This window comes from Klebsiella sp. 18074 (assembly GCF_902705905.1).
Taxonomy (GTDB): domain Bacteria; phylum Pseudomonadota; class Gammaproteobacteria; order Enterobacterales; family Enterobacteriaceae; genus Klebsiella; species Klebsiella terrigena.
In genome coordinates this window covers 68,128-84,535 of record NZ_CACSIS010000022.1, presented here as the reverse complement: position 1 = coordinate 84,535, position 16,408 = coordinate 68,128, and the positions used below count along the sequence as shown (strand labels likewise).

General features: G+C 50.6%; 14 protein-coding genes and 1 pseudogene. 12 read left to right on the top strand and 3 right to left on the bottom strand.

Going from position 1 to position 16,408, the window contains the following annotated elements; translation table 11 throughout:
* Nucleotides 1–16: 16 nt before the first annotated feature.
* Complete coding sequence (locus GVK32_RS20355; protein WP_159872648.1) at nt 17–1,474, bottom strand: MFS transporter; 1,458 nt, start codon at nt 1,472–1,474, stop codon at nt 17–19.
* A gap of 144 nt (nt 1,475–1,618) precedes the next feature.
* Nucleotides 1,619–3,268 carry a signal transduction protein gene (locus GVK32_RS20350; protein WP_159872647.1) on the bottom strand — a complete coding sequence of 550 codons (1,650 nt, stop codon included), beginning with the start codon at nt 3,266–3,268 and terminating at the stop codon, nt 1,619–1,621.
* Between the two features lie 567 nt (nt 3,269–3,835).
* On the opposite strand from GVK32_RS20350, the gene GVK32_RS20345 reads away from it, so the two are divergent.
* On the top strand, nt 3,836–5,200 hold the full coding sequence (locus GVK32_RS20345) for an MFS transporter (RefSeq protein WP_159872676.1): 1,365 nt from the start codon (nt 3,836–3,838) through the stop codon (nt 5,198–5,200).
* Between the two features lie 42 nt (nt 5,201–5,242).
* Here the strand turns inward: GVK32_RS20345 and GVK32_RS20340 are convergent.
* Nucleotides 5,243–6,063, bottom strand: a pseudogene (locus GVK32_RS20340) (transposase).
* A 776-nt stretch (nt 6,064–6,839) separates the two neighbouring features.
* Between GVK32_RS20340 and GVK32_RS20335 the strand changes: the two are divergent.
* The 11 genes from GVK32_RS20335 (at nt 6,840) to GVK32_RS20285 (ending at nt 16,399) form a co-directional block, all read left to right on the top strand.
* Nucleotides 6,840–7,367 (top strand): fimbrial protein, encoded by a 528-nt coding sequence (locus GVK32_RS20335; protein WP_110275828.1) that lies wholly within the window; start codon nt 6,840–6,842, stop codon nt 7,365–7,367.
* A 79-nt stretch (nt 7,368–7,446) separates the two neighbouring features.
* Complete coding sequence (locus tag GVK32_RS20330) at nt 7,447–8,001, top strand: fimbrial protein (protein WP_159872645.1); 555 nt, start codon at nt 7,447–7,449, stop codon at nt 7,999–8,001.
* Between the two features lie 77 nt (nt 8,002–8,078).
* Nucleotides 8,079–10,553: a fimbria/pilus outer membrane usher protein gene (locus GVK32_RS20325; protein WP_159872643.1), complete on the top strand. Its 2,475-nt coding sequence runs from the start codon at nt 8,079–8,081 to the stop codon at nt 10,551–10,553.
* Nucleotides 10,554–10,578: 25 nt separating this feature from the next.
* Nucleotides 10,579–11,322, top strand: a complete 744-nt coding sequence (locus GVK32_RS20320; RefSeq protein ID WP_159872641.1) for a molecular chaperone — start codon at nt 10,579–10,581, stop codon at nt 11,320–11,322.
* Between the two features lie 17 nt (nt 11,323–11,339).
* Nucleotides 11,340–11,969, top strand: coding sequence for a fimbrial protein (locus GVK32_RS20315; RefSeq protein WP_112213839.1), 630 nt, complete (start codon nt 11,340–11,342; stop codon nt 11,967–11,969).
* Nucleotides 11,969–13,021 carry a fimbrial protein gene (locus tag GVK32_RS20310; RefSeq protein WP_159872639.1) on the top strand — a complete coding sequence of 351 codons (1,053 nt, stop codon included), beginning with the start codon at nt 11,969–11,971 and terminating at the stop codon, nt 13,019–13,021. The genes GVK32_RS20315 and GVK32_RS20310 overlap by 1 nt, the downstream gene beginning before the upstream one ends.
* A gap of 9 nt (nt 13,022–13,030) precedes the next feature.
* On the top strand, nt 13,031–13,579 hold the full coding sequence (locus GVK32_RS20305) for a fimbrial protein (protein WP_159872637.1): 549 nt from the start codon (nt 13,031–13,033) through the stop codon (nt 13,577–13,579).
* Nucleotides 13,580–13,601: 22 nt separating this feature from the next.
* Nucleotides 13,602–14,273, top strand: coding sequence for a DNA-binding response regulator (locus GVK32_RS20300; RefSeq protein WP_159872635.1), 672 nt, complete (start codon nt 13,602–13,604; stop codon nt 14,271–14,273).
* Between the two features lie 99 nt (nt 14,274–14,372).
* The gene (locus tag GVK32_RS20295) at nt 14,373–14,582 is read left to right on the top strand and encodes a DUF4762 family protein (RefSeq protein ID WP_159872633.1); all 210 of its coding nucleotides are present in this window, start codon (nt 14,373–14,375) and stop codon (nt 14,580–14,582) included.
* Between the two features lie 195 nt (nt 14,583–14,777).
* Nucleotides 14,778–15,446 (top strand): DsbA family protein, encoded by a 669-nt coding sequence (locus GVK32_RS20290; RefSeq protein ID WP_159872631.1) that lies wholly within the window; start codon nt 14,778–14,780, stop codon nt 15,444–15,446.
* A 2-nt stretch (nt 15,447–15,448) separates the two neighbouring features.
* Nucleotides 15,449–16,399 (top strand): ABC transporter, encoded by a 951-nt coding sequence (locus GVK32_RS20285; RefSeq protein ID WP_159872629.1) that lies wholly within the window; start codon nt 15,449–15,451, stop codon nt 16,397–16,399.
* The last annotated feature ends 9 nt before the right edge of the window (nt 16,400–16,408 follow it).

Here is a 16,408-nt window from a genome sequence, read left to right as displayed (position 1 = left end):
TCTGCGGCCCGGACGGTTAATGTTTAGAAGTTGAGGCCGGGGATTCATGACCCTGCAGGGCGATTGCCGGGCTGGCGTCATGTTCTTGATCGTTTTCGTCGCCCACCGCATGGCCGAAGACTTCTGGCAGCAGGAAAATGGAGGCGAGGAAGGCGCAGAACGGCGCGATAGCGATAATCATTGAGGCCACCGGCACGCCAACCGCTTCAAACAGGGTCGGGAATACCAGAGTGGTGACGAAGGCGGTGACCTTGACGATGGTGTAGCCGATACCGGAAGCCACGCCACGGTAGCGCGGTTTTGCCACCAGGGAGATGACCGTCATCCCGCTTTCAGAGTCCCAGTAGTGGCCCCACAGCATCAGCGCTGCGCCGAAGATGATAAAAGCGAAGCTGCTGCTATAGACGCCCCACGCCGAAATCGAGATACCAATGGTCACCAGCAGGAAGCCATATTTGCTCAGCCCTTTATGGCCGAGTGTCGGCAGCAGCAGTGGGCCAACGAACGCCGAGAGCGCGGCGATACAGTTCACCGCCAGCAGAGCGAGGTTGTTCTGGATCTGCCCGGAAATACCGATGGTGACGAGGATCAGCGGCAGGAAGAACGAGAAGGCATAGTTCTCAAACGACTGTACGGCGCAGGAGAACCAGCCGAACAGGGTTGTGCGGCGGGTAAACGGGCGGCGGAACAGATCGTGCAACGTCTCTTTGAGCGTCGGGTCGGCGATAGCGACGTTTTCGTTGGGCAGAATGTCGTCCAGCAGGCGGCCATCCTGTTCGCCGTAATATTCGCGGGAAGCTTTTTTAGCTTCGATAAAGCGGCCGCGTTCCACAAACCATGCTGGCGTTTCCGGTAGCTCCCGACGCATAAACAGCAGCAGACAGGCTGGGATCGCCGGAACCGCCAGCACGATACGCCAGATCATATCCGGGTGAACATCAAGCGCGGCCAGAGTAGTGACCAGCAGAATAGCGGCGATAATTCCCAGCGCGAACATAAACTGCCAGCGGTTCGCCATCACCTCGCGTTTGCCTTTCGGCATGACTTCCATGATGTAGGTAAAGCCGTTGGCCACGTCCGCGCCCACCGGGATCCCGGCGAGGCAGCGAATAATCGCCAGCCAGTACATATTGGGCGCCAGGCCTTGGAGAATGGCGAAAATCGCGAACAGGATCATCGACCAGAGGAAAATTTTGCGTCGTCCAAGCTTATCGGTCAGCCAGCCACCGACCAGTGCGCCGATAACCGCGCCAAGCTGAGTACCGGCAGCGGTAAAACCGAGCAGCCAGCTGCTGGGTTCATAAATATCTTTCAGGGCGAATAAGATAAACGCCATGGAATAAATATCCCATGACTCAATTAATAATGCGGTGATCATTAGCCATCCCGCTTTGGTACAGCCGGGGGCTTCCTGTAGGTCGAGCCGTTTCTTTGCCTTTTTGATGATAAATTCAATGTGTTGCTGCTGATACATATAATCCTCTCTCGTCCGGGCAAGCAAAAGGCCCGCCCGGACAGATGCGCGTTGACCCGCTCTTTATGGGCGATAAAGAGGCGAATTAAGCGGATGTTTGCCAGGATCGCTAACAACGTAAAAATTACATAAGCGAATCAGTTTTTATTTCATTAATAAATGAGCATCGCCTGCGATAAAGACTTTTATATTTTGCGTCAGCGCCTGGGCAATAAAGGCGTTCAGCACTTCGGATAAAACCTCCTCCTCTACGTAAGCCAGACTGAGATGGTTGCTCTGGTGTCCCGCCATTAAATCGTCGCGCGAAACCCCGTCGAGAGCGGCGTTGAGTAACGGCCACTCGTAGTTTGTCGCCTTGCGGCGGCGTTCGAACTCGTCATGCGGTAGTTCGACGGCGGTACCGGTGCCGATGTGCAGGATCACCTGAGTGCCTTCATAGTGCGCGCGCGCCCAGATAAAGCGCCCGGCTTTGCCCTGTCCGGCGATAGTTGAACCGCCGTAGGGGAAGAACATCGGCGGCTGGCGATAGCCGGTGGCTCCGGCGATCCCGCCTTTCAGATGGGCGAACGGGACCGCACCGGAGATCTCCAGATCCCAATAAAATGTGCCGTTGTATTCGCTACCCCAGCGGATATCGTGGAGAGTGGTTTCGCTTTCCATGCCCAGTGCGCCGAGCAGCTTCGCCAGCATTACCTGCGGGATGGCGCTGCCCATATCCACCTCGTTGATGCAGGGGATTGGCGCATCCGGGCAGATAATCTCGCCGTGCTCATCCGGGATCGGGAAGCGCTCGGCGTTGCCGATAGCACCCTCTGCAAAATCAGAGGCCGCACAGCTGTCTTTGAGCCCCTGTTGATACTGCACGCCAACCGCCGTCAGCCCGAATCGCTTCACGAAACGCGCCATAGCGATCATCATTGCGCACTGTTCCAGCACCTGCTCCCGGGTGAGATCCTGCGCACTGTCAGGGCCGAATTCAAACTGCATTCCGCGAGTTTCGTACCAGTCGAGGCAGGCTTCGCGCAGGGCGGTCGGTACCTTATTCATCTCAACCAGCAGCGCCGATTGCGATAGCGACTCCACCGGCATCCCCACATCGATCATCGCTTTTTGCGGGAAGACACCGTTGATCATCCCCATACAGAAGGTGTCGAACAGACCGACAATGGCTTTGTGTTTGATGATCGACTGCCCAACTTTGACGCCAATCTGCCCGGCTTCGCTGGCCAGCAGCGGCGCGCTGGGGGCGACCGGATGCAGATAGCCGAGCTTATGGCTGAGGTGGCCATCGCGCAGCCAGGTCTCTAAGCCACGAATAAACGCGTCATCGGCGAAGGTTTCTGACCACAGACGCGAGTAGTTGCGCTCAAGGCTGGTGAGGCATCCGGCCATGCAGAGCATGCCGACCAGGCCCGGCCAGGTGCCATCGAAATTGGCGAGCAGCAAAATGGGGCCGCGATGATGCACCAGCGAAGGAGCAAGATGGTGAGAGTATTGCCAGGCGGTCAGCAGGACGATAACCGGCGCATCCGGATCGATTTGGGCGAACAGATCGCTACCTTCCTTCTGGCTGCTGATAAACCCGTGACCGCGGCTCTCATTCACTGGATGGGCACGGCGCAGTCGGTAGCCTAATGTTTCCAGCGCCGCTTCCAGACGTTGTTCAAATAATTTTTGTGTGGGCCAGCAGGTGACGTTAGCCGGTTCGCGGAGATCCGCATTGGTAACCATTAAAACTTCGCCTGATTTCGGGGTAATAAACTCGGCTTCCGCGGGTAACGTTAAATTCAACATGTGAATTTCTCCTGTAGGGGATAGGTAGCTTAGTTATCGTTCATCGTGCTGCGCATGGTTTTGTGCCGTATCAGCCGCTTCTTTGGTTGCTGATTTCATTAGCTAACTCGAATTAGCAAATTAGGGTAAAAAAAAGACAGGGACAAAGCCTTTACCGTGATTTTGTGATGGCTATCAATATTGTTTTGTTAATGTATTGATATTTATGTTTTTATTTAATTTATTCTGAGTGTGGGGGAAAAATGTCTGTAAAAGCGTTGCGAAGGTGGGAAAAAAGGGTGAAGAGAGATGGATTGATTATTCTTGATCACCGAATAGCGGATATTTCATTTATTTTTAATGGGTTATAACGTATTTTTGCTCGCCTTGCTGCCCTCGGTGATTTGCATGAGTGTTAAAATTTAACCGATCCTGGTCACACTCTCTTAGCATTTACGTTGTGAATCTCTGTATCTTGTTATAATTAGCTAATTCGAGTTAGCTTTGCTGGCGATTTTCCCTTCGCCGCTGCTGTTAGCCAGGCGCCGCCCGATTTAACAATAATGATTCAGGACAGAGGATTTAATGATGACTATGCTTACCTCGCCAGCCATTACCCCTGCAAAAGATGAACAAACATCGCTACAAAAGCATGAACGAAGAAAACTGATCACCGTGCTAGGCTCGGGTTTATCCGGCACAACCATCGAGTTTTATGACTTTTTTATTTACGGTACCGCCGCCGCTCTGGTGTTCCCGTCACTCTTTTTCCCCAATCTCTCACCGCTGATGGCGCTGCTGGTATCCTTCCTGACGCTGTCAATCACCTTTGTGAGCCGACCCATCGGAGCCATCGTTTTTGGCCACTACGGCGATAAAATTGGCCGTAAAAAATCGTTAGTGCTGTCGCTGATGATTATGGGGATCTCGACGTTCTGCATTGGACTCATCCCCAGCTATGACACCATCGGCAACGCCGCGCCGCTGATCCTGATCTTTTTACGCCTTTGCCAGGGATTTGCTATCGGCGGCGAGTGGGGCGGGGCGACCACGCTTATCACCGAATATGCGCCACGCAACCGTCGTGGCTTTTTTGGCACTTTTGTCCAGTTAGGTAACGTGCTTGGATTGTTTATTGCGACAGCCGTTTTCACGCTGGTGGTGATGTTGCCGGAAGATGACCTGATGTCCTGGGGCTGGCGCGTACCTTTCCTGCTGAGTATCGCGCTGCTGTTCGTGGGGATGTTTATCCGTTCGCGCATTGAAGAGACGCCGGTATTCCAGGAAAATCAGAAACAGCAGCAGAACGCGCCAAAAGCGGCGGAGCAACAGTTTCCGATTCTCGCTGTGCTGAAGCACCATCGCAAAGCGGTGTTTCTGGCAATGGGCATGCGCATGGGGGAGATTGTGCTGGGCTGGTTGACGGTGGCGTTCTTCATGTCGTACGTCACCAGGGAGCTGAACTTCACCCGTGAAACGGCGCTAAATGGTCTGCTGTTGGCCAGCTTTGTCGGTATCTTTACCTTCCCATTCTTTGGCTGGCTATCCGATAAAATTGGCCGTCGCCCGGTGTATCTTGCAGGGGCTGCCATCACGCTGATCTTTGCCTTCCCGCTGTTCTGGATGATCGATTCTGGCTCGGTGAAAATGTTTATGTTCGCCACCACCTTCTGCTATTCCATTGGGCTGGGAATGATGTTCAGCGTTCAACCGGCTTTCTTTTCGGAGCTTTTTGACACCAGCGTGCGCTATACCGGCGTGTCGTTAGGTTTCCAGTTGGCGAATATCGTCGGGGGGTTAACGCCGATGATCGGCACTTTGCTGCTGGTGTGGTCCGGCGGCGAGTCGTGGCCTATCTCGCTGTTTCTTGCCTGTATGGCGCTGATTACCATTCTCTGCGTATGCGTGACGCGGGAAAGCTATAACGATGAACTCAATGAGGTGAAGAAGTAATTTGTGAAGGTTTGCCCCGCCGATGGCGGCGGGGCAAACATATCAGAACAGATTAAACTTATATTCGATAATCACTTCCGAGGAGAGCGAGTTGGCCCGGCTGTAATGACCGTCGGTCAGCACCGGGATTTTGCCATTCATCTTATAAGACCAGCGCCGGTTACTTTCAGCTACCGCCACGCGCCCCTTGTGTGCGCACTTCCGGCGAGGCTCAGCAGGTTTACGCTCAAGAAGCAGATGGTGTGCTCTCATAATGCGATACACCCGCTTCGCATTAACCACAGCCAGGCCATCCCGCTCTGACTCCCGTCGCAGCAGCGCCCACACGCGGCGATAGCCATACGTCGGCAAGTCAGACACCGCCGTGTTTATCCGGGATAACACGGTGCTATCGTCAGAGCGGGGCTGATGTCTGCGATCCTGCCAGTCAGGTGGCCGGTGAACTCTGATGCTCAGTTGCGCACGCGACACGCCAATACTCCGGCAGACCTCGGTCAGTCGTCGTCCCCGGGCAACAAGGGCGCATGCGCTATCCATTTTTTTGCCCGGCCGAACTCCACGGCCTCTTTGAGTATCTCAGCTTCCATCGTCTTTTTGCCCAGAAGACGCTGAAGTTCGCGGATTTGCTTATTGGCCGCAGCAAGTTCAGACGCGGGTACGACCTCTTCACCTGATACCACGGCGGTCAGAGAACCGTCTTCATACTGCCTGCGCCATTTGAAGATCTGGTTAGCATTGATGCCATGCAGGCGAGCGACATGAGACACGGTCATGCCGGGTTCCATCGTCTGCTGAATAATGGCAATTTTTTCCTGCGGTGTACGACGCCGACGCTGTTCAGGTCCTGATAACACTTCAACCATCTTATTATTCTGACTGGTGTTAAACATAGTTCTAAGACTACCTCTTATTTTAAGAGAGGCGAAGTGTCTGGTGAACTATGGGGCCAGTCTACCTCATTGGTTCCCGTGAAATTCTGTATTTCTTTTCATCTGCATACAGGCAGCATGATAACGGAGTCTGAATGTCAGGAAAACAAGAAGGAAGAGACGGGGTGTCAGAACGGATGGAATGGTGAAGTTAAAGATAAGGAATAGCGTGCTCAAAGCGGTATAGCAGCGACTTTGTGCGATTTTTCGAATGGATGGAAACTCTGTAAGAGCCGTTCTGTTATCTATCCAGAAACGCCATGAAACATATTGTTCCTTCAATATGTTTAGTGATGTTCTATCATTGCATGTATTGGATTTACTTTTCAATGTTAATTGAATGTAAAGTGATTTACAATTATTTTACGATCGATTTCTATAGTTTTCTATTAATTAATTACCTGTCGTTATTTGTTTTTAGGATGTATCACAATGCTCTGCGAGTTAATTTACTGGGATAACAATGCTCGCGAGGTTAAATGTTTTTTTAATTGCCTGTTCAATGTATTGCTTTTTACCTAAAAAGTTATTTGATAATATTTTTATCGACCAGGGGATCTGGCTGTAATTAAATCTTGTTAGTGGCGATTTAATTATTAAAACGGATTTTTCGGTGATGCGGAGGGCTGCAGGTCGTTGGCCAAATATAATGCCACGACTTTATCGCTCTTTACTTTTTAGGATAAAAATTTATAACGCAGGAATTTTCTATGAAACTGAATAAAGTTGCTATGGCTGTGGCATTAACTGCTGCTCTCGGTTCTATGTCTGCTCTGGCTGATACAACTAACGGTCAGATTGAACTTCAGGGTGAGCTGGTGAATACCGCTTGCGGCTTAGCCCCGTCGTCCAGCCCGGTAACCGTTGATTTTGGTCAGGTTCCTGTTTCCCTGCTGCAAGGCGGTGGTCAGGCAACTGAAACCAAAAACATCGAACTGCAGTACTGCGATACCACCATTGCCAGCAGTGCTGTTGTTTCCTACACCCCGACTTCGGTTAACCCGAACGATCCTACTCTGGCAGCATTCACTTCTGGTTCCGCATCTGGTGCGGGTATCGGCCTGAAAGACAGCGCTAGCCAGACTGTTACCTGGGGCGCGCAGACTACTCCGGTAACTCTGGTTGACGGAACTAACACTATTCCTTTTGTTGCGTTCCTGAAAGCAGAAAGCGGTACTCCGACCGTAACCGCTGGTGCATTCCAGTCAACGATCAATTTCACTATCGATTATCAATAATCGTTTTTGAGTTATCGTTCGCGGGGAGATTACTCCCCGCGATATTTGGCTATATACCAGATAATATGGAATTCTGAGTATGGTAAAGGATACAGAGAAAAAGAGACTGATAGGGTTATTCGTATCTGTATTGCTCTTTTCCGGACATGCTTTGAGTACTAATTTCACGCCTGGAAAGCTGGCACTTTCTGGCGAGTTGGTTGCCGCCGCATGTGATATTGATCCTGACTCGCGAGAGCTATGGGTGGATTTTGGCAATATATCCGCTCGCGATATTAATAGGGATCAAGAGGGCAAGCTTACCCGGCCTTTTCTGGTGCGCTTAATCGGCTGCGAGTCTTTCGGCAGTGATAATCAGTCAAGTCCAGGCGCTTTTGCCACGATCACCTTTACAGGAAACGCCTCCTCGCAAGATTCTACAGTATTAATTCCTGATGGCGAAGGGAAGGGGTTTGGTATACAGATTCGCGATCGCCATGGAGAGATTTTAACCTTTGGGGAACCCTCTTCGGGATATCATTTGAGTGATGAGAATAATACGCTGAAATTTACCGCTTCATTGGTTCCGGTTCAGCAACATATTAAGGCAGGGGATTTCTACGCTGTCACTCGCTTCTTTATGGATTACAACTAGAAACAAATCGGCTAGTCGGTGTCATTAGCTTGTTTGTTGCGCACGATATTTTACTGAATGATTCGGGATGAATAGTCATGTCAGCAGAACTAAAAATAAAAATAAACGTAATCCTCTCTCAGATACTTTTTTTCTGTTGTACTTCTATGGTTTGCGCTTCCTCGGATGTGGAGTTCAATACCGATGTACTGGATGCCGCCGACCGCGGAAATATCGATTTAACCCGTTTTGCTACCGATAACTATGTTCCGCCCGGCGAATACCTATTAGACATTAAAATTAATGGCCAGGCGGTGGGACAGCAAAAGGTTCGCTATCTGCCCTCTAAAGACCAGAAGCATACCCAGGCCTGCATTAACGGTGAAATCCTCTCAAGATTGGCCTTGAAAGAAGAAGCACAGCTGAAGGTCGTACAGCCGTTTGCAGATTGCTATGACCTGCTCAGCCTTCCTGGCGCTACGCTAAGTAACTACGCTGGCGTGCTGGATATCACCGTCCCACAGGCGTGGATGAAATACAACGACCCGAACTGGGTGCCGCCAGAGCGCTGGGACCAGGGAATTGGTGGGTTCCTGCTCGACTACAGCTTGACCGGGCAATACACCCGGCAGCTTGATATGCATGAAGATTACAGCACTCTGAGCGGATATGGTCAGACCGGGGTCAACCTCGGCGGCTGGCGTTTACGCGGTGAGTATCAAACCAGTTACTATAGCTCAACGCATCAATTTGATTTCGATATGAATCAGATCTACGCCTACCGCCCGCTGCCGATGATGGCGGCAAAGCTGACGGCAGGCGAGATCTATCTCGATTCTCAGGTCTTCGACACCGTGCGCTTTACCGGGCTTAATCTCGCCAGCGATGAGCGCCAATTGCCGCCGAACTTGCAAGGTTATGCACCGGAAATTCGTGGCCTGGCAAAGACCAACGCCAAAGTCACGGTGAAGCAGAGCGGGCGCATTATTTATGAAACCACGGTCCCTGCTGGGCCGTTTAATATTCAGGACTTGCGTAGTTCGGTGCGAGGCACGCTGGATGTACAGGTTGAAGAGCAGGATGGTTCAATCGCCACTTTCCAGGTCAACACCGCCAATATTCCTTATCTCACGCGTCCGGGCTACGTGCGCTACAACGTGGCGATCGGTGCGCCATCCCGCTACAGCCATAAAATTCAGGGACCGGGATTCGCTTCCGGCGACTTCTCCTGGGGGATAAGCAACGCCTGGTCGCTATATGGTGGGCTGCAAAGCGCGGGGGCTGAATATACTGCGGTTTCCGCTGGTATTGGTCGCGATTTAAGCGTTCTTGGTGCGCTCTCGCTGGATGCCACAGAATCTTATAGCCAGCAGTCGAATAAGAAACGACTTAAAGGCACCTCATTTAAGTTGAGCTATGCGAAAACCTTCGACGAATACAACAGTTCCATTACCTTCGCCGGATATCGCTTTTCTCAGGAAGATTTCCGCTCTTTCTCGCAATATCTCAACGAACGTTATGAGGGATATGACAGCCTTGGGCGCGAAAAAGAAGTTTATACCATTACCGGGAATAAAACGTTCTGGGCCGATGAGGCGGGGAAAGCGACCACTATATTCCTGACTTATACCCACCAGAATTACTGGAATCGCAGCAGTCAGGATCGCTATGGCATCTCTTTAGGGCGCTCGTTTAATGTCGGTAATATTCGTGGGATCACCACCAATATATCGGCATACCGTTCGGATTATGAAGGACGTAAAGACGACTCTATCGCCATTTCGCTTTCTATTCCGGTTGGCGATAGCAAATGGAGTGGTCTGGACGTGCAGACCAATAACGGCAAAACCAGCCCGATGCTCTCGTATACCGATAGTAGCGACTACAACAATCTGTGGCGACTGCGCGCAGGGGCGAGCCAGAGCGGTTATGCCAACGTCGACGGCTATTATCAGCGCCGCTCGCAGTATGCCGAAATCAACAGTAACGCCAGCTATCAGCAGGATCACTATATCTCTCTGAGCAGCACCCTGCGCGGCGGCTTTACCGCCACCCGACACGGCGCGGCGATCCACAATAGCGGTGCGACGCTCAACACCGCTCGCGTGATGGTGAATACCAACGGCATTGGTGACGTTCCGCTAAATGACGGTAAATCAAGAACTAACAATTTCGGTATCGCCGTTATTCCGGACATCGTGAGTTACAACAGCTTTGATACCCGGGTTGATGTCGATTCGATGTCGGAATCGATTGAACCGGCAAAAGCCATCAGCACCGCGACGCTGACCGAAGGTGCTATCGGCTATCAAACCTTTGGCATGGCGAAAGGTGAGAAAATGATGGGCATCATTCGCCTGGCTGACGGCACCTATCCGCCGTTTGGCGCCGAGGTTATTAACGGCGATGGCGTAAGCGTATCGATGATTATGGAAGGTGGACAGGGATGGCTGGCGGGCGTGAATCCACAAGAGGCGCTAAGCGTGATGTGGAGCGGGAAAAAACAGTGTCAGATAACCATTCCGCCATCTATAGAGCGTCGTTCGACAGCCGCGCTATTGCCGTGTAAATGACAGTGACAGTAATAAAAGGCCAAAAATGAGCATGACAAGTAACAAACTCTGCTGGATGGGCGTTCTGATGCTGACGGCGGTAAGCAGTACCGCTCAGGCGGGCGTTTCTCTGGACCGCACTCGCTTGATTATCACCGGTAAAGATAGCTCGGCAAGCGCGAATTTGACTAACACCAGCCCGGATATTCCGTTTCTGGCGCAGTCCTGGGTCGAGGACAGCAAAGGCAATAAAATTACCTCTCCGCTGGTGGTGCTGCCGCCTTTGCAGCGAATTAACGGCGGGCAAAAAGGCGTCGCGCGTGTTACCAGGACTGATGGCATCAATCAACTGCCACAGGACCGTGAAAGCTTGTTTTATTTAAGCGTGCGCGAAATTCCGCCTAAACCAGATAAAGCGAATGTCCTGCAATTAGCTATGCAGTCGCGGATTAAATTATTTTTCCGCCCGACAGCCATTATTCCAAAAAGCAAAAGTGAGATTTGGCAGGACCAGGTTGTCTTTCAAAAGAGCGGCAATAAGATGACTGCGCAAAACCCGACGCCTTATTACATCACTATTATTAGCTTATCTCGCGGCAAAGGCGAAAAAATAACGAAATTCCCAGGGGTTATGATTGCGCCGAAATCCAACCTGGAATTCAGCGTAACGGATGGCGGAATTAGTGATTTTTCCATGATGTACGTGAACGACTATGGCGGACATCCGGAGTTGAAATATCGCTGTGCAGGAAATACCTGTAAGGCTCTGCCGCCGTCGCAGCAAGGGTAATTGAGAGGAACCTGATGATGAAAACGCGTTTATCGCTATTCGCACTGTTTGTATTCGGTCTCAGCATGCCAGCGCTGGCCGACGCTGATATTCCGCTACAACCACAGCACTATAACCAGGATCATCAGGGAGAAGATGGCGGTAACGTGATATTTCAGGGTTCCGTTTACGCCTCACCGTGCGTCCTTGCTCCGCAGAGCCGTCTGCAAATCATCGAATTGGGCGAAATTAGCGCCCGCCGTTTTCATCAGGCGGGCGACCGTAGCCAACCGGTGCTGGTTCGCGTTGAACTGCGAGATTGCCTGAAAGGTGCTTCACAGGCGCGCGACAGCATCGCATCAAGGACTACGGGAAATAGCAAGCACCTCTATACCACGGGCGAGCAGGCGGTACAGATGACGTTTATCGGCGAGTCGGACGAGAATAATCGTCAACTGTTACGCCTGACCGGCAGCACCTCCGGAGCCGGCATTCGTCTGCTGGATATCAAAGAGCGCGCGCTGGATATCAATCAAACCCAGCCGCCGTTTATTGTGAAAACCGGCGACAGCAGCCTGACGTTTATTGCGGTACTGGAGTCTACCGGCCGAAACGTGACCGCCGGTAATTTTAGCGGCCTGCTGCGTTTAAAAATGGAGTATCTGTAATGGCTGCTAAGGTTATCTGGCGTAAAATCCGCGTTGCTATTTTGCTATGCGGTGGCCTACTGTCCTGGGAAACCGCAGCGGCAGTTGAAGGGGAAATCACGCCGGTTGGCGGACCTAAAATGTATAATATTGACGTCGCCAACCAGGATATTACCAGTAATAGTATTGGGGCGACCATTCCTTATACTTTCACATTAGGCGGCCAATACTCTGGCGTAGCCAGCTGCACTATCGCCATGGAAAATCAGGCCATCTATTATTCTGCTATTGCCTCGTTACTTCAGCAGGGTAGTTCAGCGGGATATTTAAAACTCAATGATTATATGGATGTGAAAATTGAAATTTACATCCGTGGCCAACGCATGGCGTATCTTCCTGTGCCTTTTAATAATGAGTCGAACGAGGCTTTTCAGAATAAATGCGTGCCGCCGACCACCCAGTTTAATAACTTTGAGTCCGGCGCTCAGGGGCGAGTGACGTTTATGATCACCAAGCCGATTATTAACGGTGTTAATCTGCTGGGAACTGAAATAGCCAAGCTTTACGGTCGTCTGGGTAATTACAGCGCCGGGATGGGGACCACGCCAATGTCGATTGTTTCTATTAACTCTGGGGTGATTACCGTTCCGGACAAATGCGTTGTTAACTCAGGTTCACCGATTACAGTAGATTTTGGCACTATCCCCAGTTCAAGTTCATCGCTCAATGGTAGCAACTACAGTCAGTCCGTGCCGATTCAGGTGAAGTGTGAAGGGGGGAGCTTTGCTACCGGCAGTCTGAATATTCGTCTGGGGGTTCAGCAAGCCAATACCGCCAGTTTTAATAGCGATTATTTAGGCACCACTGGCGCCGTTGACCGTTCAAACCTCGGCATTATCCTTAAAGACTCTGGTGGTAGTTTAGTGGCGGCAAATAAGTTTTATGACGTCACGGGTTTTGCTAATAACCAGGGAACCTGGAATCTGACCGCCGCACCGATTGCGAATACCGGAACCAGCGTTCTTGAAGGGGATTTTCAGGCATCGGCCACCGTGGTCGCTGAGTTTCAGTAAGGGGGCAGCATGCGTCAATTAATCGCATCAATGGTACTTATCTGTTCGCTACCGGCGGCTACCCCGGCGCACGCTATCGGGGAACTGATCGGCGGCGATTTAAACTTCAAGGGAACTGTCGTTGCCCAGGGCTGCAGCATCGTCCCTTCGTCAAAAAACGTTTCCGTAAACTTTGGTCAGATCTCAACCCGCACGCTGTATGCCGAAGGGAAATCACTGCCCAAAGCGTTTGTGATTGAGCTACAGGATTGCAGTACCGATGTCTTTAATTCCGTCACTGTGACCTTTAGCGGGACGGAAAATGCCAATATGAGCGATCGCCTGGCGATTACGCCAGTATCGCCCAATTCCGCCAGCGGGATAGGTATAGGCTTTGAAGAGAGTAACGGTACGGCTATTTCACTGAATACGCCGACCACTGCGGTTGCCATTTCCGATGCCACCATGCAGTTAAATTTTAAAGCTTTTGTGGAAGGGGAACCGGATGCCTTGAGCAACAAAACCTTGCAAACCGGTGCCTTTCAAGCCACGGCAAATTACACCCTAAACTATCAGTAGAACTGATCAAGGATGATTAAAAATGAGCCGCCATTTCTTTCTTTATGATAAAAATATTTTTTTCTCTGAAGGTGTGCGTTCCGCGGTCGCCGATCTTACCGCCCGCGAGCCGGACTGCTCTTTCGCAAAGATCGACCATTTTTCGCAGCTGATTAGCACGCTGCGTACACCGAAAAAGAGAGATGAGCTGCATTGGATCCTCTGTGATGTCGACAGCTTACCGGATGAACGCTTTAATGCGCTGTATACCATTAAAGAACATTATTGCCGGGAAAATCAGCAACTGGTTATTTTATTAGATGGCAATAATCTTGCTCTCTTTTTTGCACTGCATTCGCTTCTCCCTGAAGCCAGTTGGTTGTTAAAGAATGAATCGCTGAGCAATTTTTCCAGTTTTATCGAAGACACGCATTCATTAGTAGCAAAAAAGATATTTTTTAGCCGTTCGTTGATTAACTACACACGGCAGAAATGGTTGGCAAGAGATTTTAATAACAGCATCTCCAGCGATGACTGGTGGTTAATGGAAGAAATATTCAAAGGAAAGTCGCTTTCGCAAATTTCCTCTGAGCAACAAATTGATGTTCGTCGTTTAAGCCGCAGTAAACGAGGGTTGATGAAAAAGCTAAACGCCAAAAATAATGTTGAACTTTTTAATATCTTCAAATGCATCGTGGCCACGCCTTGCATATAGCAGCGTACAACGTATGACATCGACAGAATTACTGGCAGGTATCTAAGTTAGTAAGCGCAGTGAAATAAATTTCAATATAAATAGTTAAGGAACTAACAAATGCAAAAATTAAGCATGATTGAAGCATCGGGTATTATTGGCGGGACCTGTAAGGAAACTTGCACCAGCTCTTACGAGACTATGGTTGTTGGTGGTGTTTCTTCATGTAAAGAAGTTACCACTTGCACGGATAAACACGGCAACTCAACTGTTAGCATGAAAGATGCTGCTGATGGTATGTGCGTAGTGCCGAACCGCATCCGCCAGTAATTTCTGCAGTAGTACATGGAGGGGTAACCCTCCATATACCCGTCATACTTCAAGTTGCATGCGCGTTGGCTTTCCTCGCTCACCCCAGTCACTTGACTTGCGTAAGCTCCTGGGGACTCTCTGCGTCGCCGCCTTCTCGCAACTCGAATTATTTAGGGTATATTTCTACGCTTTTTTCGCGAGCCTGGTATCGAAATGAAAATAAAACCTATTACCGCTGTTGGCTACACGTTTCTGGTGGCGTTAATTTCGTCCCTGATTACCGTATTGTGTTATCACCTATTTGTCTTTAATACATTCTCACTGGACAGCAGTAAGCCTTCAGCGCTACGAAAAATTGACGATGCAATTGTTGCCAGTAGCCCAATAAAACATGAGAACAGTATTATTGAAGTGCTGTCTTATGGCTGCCACTACTGTGCGTCGAATGAGGAAGATATCGAAAAATTGGCCGCCACCTTACCGGCAGATAGCACCTTCGAAGTTATCCATATTACCGCTGAAAGAAATGGTCTGGCGGTTTATGCACCGGTTTTTGCGACGCTTGAAGTGATGGGCCTTGAGCGTCAGACGCGCGACTCGGCATTTAGCGCGGTAATGGTTCGCGGTATTAATTTAGCCGATGATGAAGTGCTGAATCCCTGGCTGAAAAAGAACAATATTGATGTGGCGAAATATCATCAGGTACGCCAAAGCAAAGCCGTTGCCGAACGGCTGGAATATATGGCAAAAATCACCGAACTCTATGAGATTAACGCGACACCGTTGTTTATTGTTAATAAAAAATATGTAGTGGCGAAGGATCGTCAATTTCCTGAATTTGCCGACTATATGCGCCAGCTGTTAACTCAGGACAAGGAGTAAGCGTGACGCGCTTTCTGATCGTCTGGGGCGTCTTCAGCGTAAGAAAATGGTCCGCGCAGCTTGCCTGGCGACACCGTCCTTTTACCGGCTACGGGCAAAAGGCGGTGCGTGCAGTGATGCGTTATACCCCTATGTCGCTGCTGTTGCTAACCGTTCGCGCCCTGTGCAAGCAGCGACTGCTGGGCCGACAATATCGCGGGCGTACCGCCGTGGCGACGCAGAACTATCGCTGCCTGACCAATGGCGATGGGCGAATTGATGCCGCGTGGATCGCCATGCGCCGCCAGCTGCTGGAGATGGGCGCGACCTGGGGTCGGCACCCGGCTACGCTGCGTCAAATGCAGGCGTGTACGCGAGAGCTTGATTCTGTGGTCGCCCCGCTAGTGGCGCAAAAGACACCGGTAGTCCTCGCTCCGTTGCACTGCGTTTCCGATATTTTAGCCGCGATGGTCGGGGCCGGTGTGACGCCGGGAAAAGCCAGCGTGGTGGTCTCATCCAGTGCGGAAAGCTACACCGTCGCCAGCCGCGCAATGGGGGGCGTCGCGCTCTCTTACTGCTCTATCCACCAGGATAATACGTCGCTGGCCAGCGAACTGATGGCGTTAATGACCAATGTTTCAGAAGGGCGGGAAAATATGATTATTTTCCCCGACATTCCTGCCGATTACACCGTACAGACCCACGAAGCGCAGTCCGGGAAAATAAGCTGTCGTCTCTTTGGCCGTCCGGCAAAATTACACAATGGTGTACAGCGTTTTTCGCGCATCGTGTCGGCGCAGGTGGTTTTTTATCACCTCTATTATCAGCAAGGGATAAAAATAAAAATATATTCCCCGCTGTTGGCAAAAGAGGTAGCGGAAACTCTGCCGATAATCATTGAAAACACCCTGCGTGATTATCCGCAAGATTGGCTTTTGTGGCACAACCATTCGCTCTATTTTATTAATCACTGATGCATCAAT

Excerpts from the sequence above, each read along its gene's own strand:
- GVK32_RS20300 (WP_159872635.1), top strand. The coding sequence starts at position 13,602 with ATGAGCCGCCATTTCTTTCTTTATGATAAAAATATTTTTTTCTCTGAA.
- GVK32_RS20350 (WP_159872647.1), bottom strand. The coding sequence starts at position 3,268 with ATGTTGAATTTAACGTTACCCGCGGAAGCCGAGTTTATTACCCCGAAA.
- GVK32_RS20335 (WP_110275828.1), top strand. The coding sequence starts at position 6,840 with ATGAAACTGAATAAAGTTGCTATGGCTGTGGCATTAACTGCTGCTCTC.
- GVK32_RS20305 (WP_159872637.1), top strand. The coding sequence starts at position 13,031 with ATGCGTCAATTAATCGCATCAATGGTACTTATCTGTTCGCTACCGGCG.
- GVK32_RS20325 (WP_159872643.1), top strand. The coding sequence starts at position 8,079 with ATGTCAGCAGAACTAAAAATAAAAATAAACGTAATCCTCTCTCAGATA.
- GVK32_RS20310 (WP_159872639.1), top strand. The coding sequence starts at position 11,969 with ATGGCTGCTAAGGTTATCTGGCGTAAAATCCGCGTTGCTATTTTGCTA.
- GVK32_RS20355 (WP_159872648.1), bottom strand. The coding sequence starts at position 1,474 with ATGTATCAGCAGCAACACATTGAATTTATCATCAAAAAGGCAAAGAAA.
- GVK32_RS20320 (WP_159872641.1), top strand. The coding sequence starts at position 10,579 with ATGAGCATGACAAGTAACAAACTCTGCTGGATGGGCGTTCTGATGCTG.
- GVK32_RS20345 (WP_159872676.1), top strand. The coding sequence starts at position 3,836 with ATGACTATGCTTACCTCGCCAGCCATTACCCCTGCAAAAGATGAACAA.
- GVK32_RS20315 (WP_112213839.1), top strand. The coding sequence starts at position 11,340 with ATGAAAACGCGTTTATCGCTATTCGCACTGTTTGTATTCGGTCTCAGC.
- GVK32_RS20295 (WP_159872633.1), top strand. The coding sequence starts at position 14,373 with ATGCAAAAATTAAGCATGATTGAAGCATCGGGTATTATTGGCGGGACC.
- GVK32_RS20330 (WP_159872645.1), top strand. The coding sequence starts at position 7,447 with ATGGTAAAGGATACAGAGAAAAAGAGACTGATAGGGTTATTCGTATCT.
- GVK32_RS20290 (WP_159872631.1), top strand. The coding sequence starts at position 14,778 with ATGAAAATAAAACCTATTACCGCTGTTGGCTACACGTTTCTGGTGGCG.